The organism is Streptomyces sp. NPDC055140 (genome assembly GCF_053607285.1).
In genome coordinates this window covers 113,928-121,425 of record NZ_JBSGTG010000027.1, presented here as the reverse complement: position 1 = coordinate 121,425, position 7,498 = coordinate 113,928, and the positions used below count along the sequence as shown (strand labels likewise).

Genomic DNA, 7,498 nt, shown 5'->3' with positions numbered 1-7,498 from the left:
GTTGTCCGCGGACAACAAGTCCCCGGAACCGACTTGTGCCAATGCCTCACGTCCGGCGGCCAACAGGCGTTGTTCCTCCTCCTTCTGCTGTTCCGCGGACTGCTTGGTGGACTCGAGGTAGGCGAGCAGCTCGGCTGCGCCACGGCTTGAGTTCTCCTCGAAGTGCCGTGCCAGAGCGCGGCCATCTCGCTCTGAGACCTCGCCGGCGCTGAGCATGACGTCAACCACCCGAGACTTTCAGTCCCGGGTCGTTGACCGAGTGAACAGCTCGGGGTTCTTGCGGACGAAATCGGCTACTCCTGCAGCGGACCGCCCGGTTACCTCTGCCATGCCGTCTGCCTGGCGGTCATAGCGGCCGGCCGCGTGTAGGCGAGCCATGGTGGAGATGTGCTGGAGGACATGGTCCGGCAGTCCCAGCGCCCCGAGATCGTTGTCGAGCCATTCCTGCAACGGGACGTCGGTGTAGCCGACCGTGCGGTGCAAAGCATGGGAAATCTCCGTGGCCAAAGCGGCGATGTCCTGTGATCGGGGACCGGTCAGCTCATAGGTCCGGCCGATGCGCCCGGCCGGATTGGCCAGAATCTCCTCGACGACCGCGGCAACGTCACCGGCCGCGATCGGGGAGGTTTTCGCCTTGCCGAAGGGCCACCTGATGGTGCCGTCCTTGGCGATCGAGGAAAACACGGTCTGGAAGAGCGGGTTCTCCATGAAGACGGTGGGCCTGACCTGGACCACGGGCAGGCCTGACCAGTCGAGAACCTGTTCGACCAGCCACTGCTGACGATGCTGATGCGACTCGGAGCCGCTGGTGGCGTCCATCTCGGAGACGGTCAGCTGCGACATGTTGACGAACGCCTCCAGCCTTCCGTGGGCGCGCGCGACCGCTGCCGTGGTCACGGCGGCCAGCAGATACTGTGCCGACACGGCCATGCCGAAATACATCCGACCGCAGCCGTCGAGGGCGTCGGCGACATCACGGGCACGCGTCAGATCTCCGACCACGACGTCGGCACCCGTCGCGCGCAGCGCCTGGGCACGGTCGTCATCCCGGCGCACCAGAGCGCGGACCTGGAGGCCCCGGCGCCGTAGACCTTGGACCACGGTCCTGCCGACGGCCCCGACGCTGCCCGCAGCACCGGTCACCAGAATGGGCTGCATGCCTGATTCTGGGCTGTAGTCCATGGGGGGAGCCTGCGGCCCGCATGGCCGGGGCGCAACCGGGGTGACGTCCAGCCCTGGCGAAGAGATCGGCATGCGTCCAAGGCCTGACCTGCTGGCCCATCCTCTCGCCCGCCGCCACTCCCGGGCACGCGGGGCAATGAGCCCGACGCATGCGCGGCAGCGCCGCAATCAGCGGCTTGGGAGCGCAGCTCATACCGTGACGCCAGAGGTATCACCCAAATACAATTCATCTAACTATGCCCGCTATTGTTGGCAAAAGAGAGGTCCGACCATGGATGGTATTGCCGACATGGGAGGAGCCCCAGGCTGGGGCACCATGCATCCGCCGAGACAGGATGAACCTGTTTTCGCAGAGCCCTGGCAGGGCCGGGCATTCGCGCTCGCGATCCTCTCGAACAGGGTGTCCGGGGGAAACCTGGACTCCTTTCGGCACGCGCTGGAGCGCCTTGACCGAGCGCACTACATCGACGACGGCTACTACGGGCGCTGGCTCAACGCCGGAGAGCTGAGACTCCTCGACAGCGCCATCCTGGCACCTGGCGCGGTCGACGCCCGCGCCCGCAACCTCCGCGGCGAGCACGTGGAGGAGCCCCCGATCCCGGAGCCGGCCAAGCCCGACTACGCGCCGACCGCCGAAGGCACACTGCGCTTCCTCGGCACCGCGCCCGCCTTCGCCGTCGGCGAGCGCGTGCGCGCCAAGGACATGTCGCCGTCCGGACACACCAGACTGCCGCGCTATGTGCGAGGGCATGTCGGCATTGTCGACATCATTCAGCCCGCCGGCGTACTGCCGGACACCAACGCGCACTTCCTGGGCGAGAACCCGCAGTACGTCTACTCGGTGCGCTTCGACTCACATGACTTGTGGGGCCCCGACGCCGAGCCGTTCGAGCTCACCGTAGAAATGTTCGAGAGCTACCTGGAGACCACCTCATGACCACCACCGCCGGATCGGCCGGGCATCTTCCCCCGGCCCTGCGCACCGAGGCGCTCGAGCAATTGCTCACCGAGCGGGGCCTGATCGACCCGAAGGCGATGAACGGGCTCGTCACCACCTATGAGACCAACATCGGACCGCTCAACGGCGCAAAGGTCGTCGCCAGGGCCTGGACGGACCCCGAGTACCGTCGCCGACTGCTCGAGGACGGCACGGCCGCCATCAAGGAACTGGGCTTCGGAGGGTTCCAGGGCGAGCACATCGTCGTGGTGGAGAACACCGCGACCACGCACAACGTGGTGGTCTGCACGCTGTGCTCGTGCTACCCCTGGCCGGTGCTCGGCCTGCCGCCGAGCTGGTACAAGGATCCCGCCTACCGCGCCCGGGTGGTGAAGGAACCACGCGCGGTGCTGTCTGAGATGGGACTCGAGCTGGCCGACGATGTACGGATCACCGTCCGCGACTCCACCAGCGAAGTGCGCTGGCTGGTGCTGCCCGAGCAGCCGTCCGGCACCGAGCATCTGGCCGAGGAACAACTCGTGCCTCTGGTGACGAGGGACGCAATGGTCGGCGTGGCCAAGGTGGCGGCACCATGACCGCACCTCTGGACATCGAGGGCCCCGCCGCACCGCCCCGCTCCAACGGCGAGCTGGTGTTCGCCGAGCCGTGGGAGAGCCGTGCCTTCGGGATGGCCGTCACCCTGTACGACGCGGGAGCGTTCACCTGGCCGGAATTCCAGGCCGCACTGATCGCCCGGATCGCCGCCTGGGAAGCCTCGGCGGAGCAGGACGAACCGTACAACTACTACGGGCTCTGGCTGGCCGCCCTGGAGGACGTCCTCACGGGCTTGTGCGCCGTGTCCACGGACGAGGTCATCACACGCGCCCAGTCCCTGGCCCAACGCCTCCCTGGCCACGACCACCGTGACCACTCCGACCACCACGACCACCCGCACTGACCGCAGCGCACTCCCGGTGTTCTCCCTGCCGACTTGTCGGCGCGCCCTTGGGAGGTCGGCCAGGCAACCGAGCGCAGGAAGTCTCAACTTCCCCCCAGCCCGTCCACCAGATTCCGTACTTCGCCCGAGCTGGAAGATTCCCGGCTCGCCAGCGTCGTCTCGTTGATCCCCAGGTCCTCCGCGACCTCGGGGACCGGCTTCCCGGCCTCCGTCACGATGCGTACCGCCCCCTCACGAAACTCCGCCGTGAACACTCGACGCTCCTCCGCCATGACAACCAACATCCCCTGCTGTCACGGACTCCACGCTACGAGGGGAGCCTCAGCTGGACGTCTCCCCTCGCGGTACCCGAACCGCGTCCTCGCACGCCGGGGAGCGGGGACACACGAGCGGTACCGACCGGGCGTGCTTGGATGGACCCGTGGCCCAGACAATCGATACACCGTTCGTCGGCCGGACAGACGAACTCACCCGGCTCACCGGCGTGCTGGAGCGGGCCGCGGCCGGCGACCCGCGCGCCGTCCTCGTGGCCGGGGACGCCGGCGTCGGTAAGACCCGCACGCTGACGGTGGTTGCGGCGCACGCCGCAGCCACCGGCATGACCGTCTTGACCGGCCGCTGCGTGGACCTCGGGGACGTCGGCCTGCCATACCTCCCGTTCACGGAGATCCTCGGCGCTGCGGCCGCCGACGAACGGTTTGCCCCGGCCTTCGCCGCGTACCCGGCGGTGGCGCGCCTGATCGGCACAGATGCGGCTGCCGGCCCCGCGGCCGACGCAGGCAGCCGCCTCCAGCTCTTTGAGGGCATCGCTGGACTCCTCGCCGACCTGACGGCCCTGACCCCGCTTCTCCTGGTCATTGAGGACCTCCACTGGGCGGACCAGTCTTCTCGCGACCTGCTCCGCTTTCTGCTCAGCCGGGGTGTCCTGCAGCGGCCCACGCCTGGCGGCCCGCCCCACCGGCTCGCGGTCTTCGCCTCGTACCGCGCGGACGATCTGCACCGCCGTCACCCGCTGCGGCCCCTGCTCGCCGAGTTGGTCAGGCTGCCCGCCGTCGACCGGCTGGAACTGAACCCGCTGGCTGACGCGGACGTGGCCCGGCTCGTGTACGCGCAACGTACCGGCCCTGTCTCCGACAGCACGGTTCGCCGCATCGTCGACCGCGCCGAGGGAAACGCCTTCTACGCCGAGGAGTTGCTCGCCGCGCTGCCCGAGGACGACGAGGGCGCGGACTCAGCCGCGCTGCCCAGCGGCCTGGCCGACGTCCTGCTCATCCGGATCGAGCAGCTGACCGAGACTGCCCAGCAGGTCCTGCGCACGGCGGCTGTGGCGGGGCGCCGGGTCGGGCACGACCTGCTGCGTGGCGCCGTGCAACTGCCGCAGGAGGAGCTGGAGTCGGCGCTGCGCGAGGCGGCCGGTCACCAGCTGCTGGTGACCGACGACGACGCGACGTACTCTTTCCGGCACGCCCTCACCCGCGAGGCCGTGTACGCGGATCTGTTGCCCGGCGAACGGGTCAGGCTGCACGGGGTGTTCGCGGCGCTCCTCGCCGGCGAGGGACGTTCGACGAACAGCGCGGCGGAGCGGGCCCATCACTCACGCGCGAGCCACGACCTGGCCGACGCGCTGGCAGCCTCCCTCGAAGCCGCCGACCACGCCCAGCGCCTCCGCGCACCCGCCGAAGAACTGCGGCACCTGGAGACCGCGCTCGAACTGTGGGCCGTGGTGGACGCCTCCGCGCACCCCGAGCACAGCGACCCGGTCACTCTCACCCTGCGTGCCTCGGCCGCCGCCGCACACGCCGGCGAACCCCATCGCGCGGTCCAGCTCACCCGCTCCGCGCTCGCGCGGGCGGGCTCGGAGGCAGACTCCGAACTTGCCGCCCGGGTGCGCTACACCCTCGCGGGCAACCTGATGCGGATCGACAATCTTCAGGCTGCGTTCGCGTACAGCAGCGAGGCGCTCGGGCTGATCCCGGCCCAGCCGCCCTCGCGCACCTGGGTGTGGGCGGCCGCGACGCACGTCATGGCGGCCCGTTACGTGGGCCGTGACGAGGACGCCGAACGTGTCGCCCGCCAGGCCCTGGACATCGCCGAGGGGCTCCGGCTTGCTGACGCCCAGGCCGATCTGGTGATATCGCTGGTCGGTCTCGAGGCGCACAACCGGCGTACTCCGCAGGGTCGGGAGCGGCTCCTCAGAGCCCGTGAGCTGGCCCGCACCGCCGGGAATCTCCAGGTGGAGATGCGGGCGCTGTACAACCTGGCGATCGGTTGCTACGAGTGCGGCGAAATGGACCCGTGCCTGACCTGGATCAGCGACGGACTCGACCGCGCCCGCCGTGCCGGCCTCCTCTCCTCGCCGTACGCCGTGGAGTTGCGCTATCTGCAATCCCTGCTGCTCTACACGCTGGGCCGCTGGGACGAGTGCACGCGAACGGCCGCCGACGACGTCACCCTCCTCACGGCCACGTCCGGGTTCGCGACCGCACCCGCGCTGTACGTCGCCCTGGCGCGCGGCGAGTTCGACGTGGCGGTCGGTGGCTCCCGTGCACTGCTCGACGGCCCCCCGGACTGGATGGCCTCGCTCGTCGCGAGCATCGTGCTGACCGACGCCGCCGCGCTGCGCGGTGACGCCGAGGACTGTGTACGGCAGATGGGCACCGCGGTCGACGCACTCACGGAGGGCTCGGGCTCCGACAGGCCCGACGCCGTGGTCCGGCTGGCCGCGCTCACCTTGTCGGCCGTCGCGGACGCGGCGGAGGAGTCCCGACTGGCTGGCGACGCGCCGAGCACCAGACGCTGGACGGACACCGCGGCCGAGCTCGTGGAGCTGGCCCAAACCACAGCGGCCCACGGCGAAGACGGCACTGAGCAGGGACCCGAGGGCCTGGCCTGGCTGGCCCGCGCCCAAGCCGAGGGAGTACGCGCCGCCACCGGCCCGGACGTCGCCGCCTGGGAGCGGGCCGTGACCGCGTTCGGCTACGGCGAACCATACGAACTCGCCCGGTGCCGACGGCGGCTCGCGGAGGCCCTGCTCACCGCCGGCCGCCGCGAAGAGGCGGCCGAGCAGGCACATGCGGCCCGGGACACGGCCGTGCGGCTCGGCGCCGTCCCGCTGCGCGAGGCGCTCGACACCTTGGTACGACGCGGCCGTCTCGCCAAAGCAACGGCCGCCGGGGAGCGGATCGCCGACCTGACCGCCCGGGAGAGCGAGGTGCTGCGGCTGCTCGGCCGGGGGCGCACCAACCGCCAGATCGGCGAAGAGTTGTACATCAGCGGCAAGACGGCAAGCGTCCACGTCTCCAACATCCTCGCCAAGCTGGGTGCCGCGAGCCGTACCGAGGCCGTCGGCATCGCATACCGCGAGGGCCTGATCGAGCCGGAGACCAGCGCGTCGGGCTGAGTAGCCACAGCGCGATGCGCAATGCCCGGTACAGCCCCACGCACATCCGGGCCACCTCGGCGGGACCGGGAACGTCGAAGAGCCGTCCAAGGCATTTGGATTCCCACGAGCAAAGGACTACGACCTGGTTCACCAGGGGCAGTTCCCGTGCTGTGTGCTCCGCATCGGCCGCAGCAGGCGAGTCGTCACCGCGTCCTTGCTTCGGGTGCTCGAAAGCGGCGAGCCGGAGTTCGGCAGTGCCCGCACCAGACGCTGTACACCCTCACCATCCGCCACACCGAAACTCGTGGCGAAAGCCAGATGACGCGGCGCGCGACGCGCAGCCGCCTGTAGTGCGGCTGGGAGAGCGAGCGCCAACTACACCTCGCCCGTGGCGAACAGCTCAAGGTGCCCGCACTTGGGGCAGCGGAACGCCTCTATCTGCCGCCGTCGTCGGCCCATCCGCTTGGCGCCCCCGAGAATCCCCCGCTCCAACGCGCCCTCGATCCAGCGTGCGTACCCGCGGGAGTTCTGGCCGGCGTCCTCGACGAAACCCTCCACCAGACCGACGGTGCTGCACTGGGTGCATGCGTAGGTGTTCATCCCGTGAGTGTAGGAGGCGGTGCGACCAGGCCAGGCCCGTAGCCGTCGGCTCCTGCCGAGCTGGGGCGGCGGAAGTCGAAGCCCACGGCCAGTATGCCTGCGCAGCTCTCAAGCAACGACACGCTGCAGATGCATTGGCGGTCGACCTCACGGCCAGTCGTTTCCTCACGCCGACGAAGCCACCACCTTGGCGCGCGTTCCTTGCCCGGGAGACGCCACTCAGCAAGTTCCAGTAGCGGGGGGTTGCCAATAACGTCGAGCGGTGCGGACACGAGGACTTCGAGGGAGCCGACGATGATCCGGGCCGGGACGCCCGTGTTGGTCTCAAGGAGGGTGCCTGTGACGTGCAGTGCGTCGCCAAGCTGTATCTCGCGCAACAGCTGTTCGGCAACGCGCTCGGTGGCGGGACCTGCATACACGGCGTCTGGGGTGTCGCCGG

8 protein-coding genes and 1 pseudogene are annotated in these 7,498 nt (G+C 69.6%); 4 read left to right on the top strand and 5 right to left on the bottom strand.

Features of this window, described 5'->3' with window-relative positions:
* Positions 1–216, bottom strand: a pseudogene (locus ACWFR4_RS37285) (ParB/RepB/Spo0J family partition protein); the annotation flags it as partial.
* A gap of 21 nt (positions 217–237) precedes the next feature.
* A complete protein-coding gene (locus ACWFR4_RS37280) occupies positions 238–1,182 on the bottom strand; it encodes an NmrA family NAD(P)-binding protein (protein WP_453656257.1) in 945 nt (314 codons plus the stop codon).
* Between the two features lie 271 nt (positions 1,183–1,453).
* On the opposite strand from ACWFR4_RS37280, the gene nthB reads away from it, so the two are divergent.
* Genes nthB through ACWFR4_RS37265 form a run of 3 tightly spaced genes read left to right on the top strand, consistent with a single transcriptional unit; the run spans position 1,454 to position 3,077 of the window.
* Positions 1,454–2,119 carry a nitrile hydratase subunit beta gene (nthB, locus tag ACWFR4_RS37275; RefSeq protein WP_453656256.1) on the top strand — a complete coding sequence of 222 codons (666 nt, stop codon included), beginning with the start codon at positions 1,454–1,456 and terminating at the stop codon, positions 2,117–2,119.
* Positions 2,116–2,715 carry a nitrile hydratase subunit alpha gene (nthA, locus tag ACWFR4_RS37270; RefSeq protein WP_453656255.1) on the top strand — a complete coding sequence of 200 codons (600 nt, stop codon included), beginning with the start codon at positions 2,116–2,118 and terminating at the stop codon, positions 2,713–2,715. Before nthB ends, nthA begins: the two co-directional genes overlap by 4 nt.
* The gene (locus ACWFR4_RS37265) at positions 2,712–3,077 is read left to right on the top strand and encodes a nitrile hydratase accessory protein (protein WP_453656254.1); all 366 of its coding nucleotides are present in this window, start codon (positions 2,712–2,714) and stop codon (positions 3,075–3,077) included. The genes nthA and ACWFR4_RS37265 overlap by 4 nt, the downstream gene beginning before the upstream one ends.
* A gap of 83 nt (positions 3,078–3,160) precedes the next feature.
* On the opposite strand, the gene ACWFR4_RS37260 is transcribed toward ACWFR4_RS37265, so the two are convergent.
* Positions 3,161–3,349 carry a transposase gene (locus ACWFR4_RS37260; RefSeq protein WP_453656253.1) on the bottom strand — a complete coding sequence of 63 codons (189 nt, stop codon included), beginning with the start codon at positions 3,347–3,349 and terminating at the stop codon, positions 3,161–3,163.
* A gap of 149 nt (positions 3,350–3,498) precedes the next feature.
* On the opposite strand from ACWFR4_RS37260, the gene ACWFR4_RS37255 reads away from it, so the two are divergent.
* A complete protein-coding gene (locus ACWFR4_RS37255) occupies positions 3,499–6,477 on the top strand; it encodes a helix-turn-helix transcriptional regulator (RefSeq protein ID WP_453656252.1) in 2,979 nt (992 codons plus the stop codon).
* Positions 6,478–6,834: 357 nt separating this feature from the next.
* Here the strand turns inward: ACWFR4_RS37255 and ACWFR4_RS37250 are convergent, their stop codons facing one another.
* Both ACWFR4_RS37250 and ACWFR4_RS37245 read right to left on the bottom strand, forming a co-directional pair.
* Complete coding sequence (locus ACWFR4_RS37250) at positions 6,835–7,059, bottom strand: hypothetical protein (protein WP_453656251.1); 225 nt, start codon at positions 7,057–7,059, stop codon at positions 6,835–6,837.
* A complete protein-coding gene (locus ACWFR4_RS37245) occupies positions 7,056–7,478 on the bottom strand; it encodes a hypothetical protein (protein ID WP_453656250.1) in 423 nt (140 codons plus the stop codon). The genes ACWFR4_RS37250 and ACWFR4_RS37245 overlap by 4 nt, the downstream gene beginning before the upstream one ends.
* Positions 7,479–7,498: the final 20 nt, after the last annotated feature.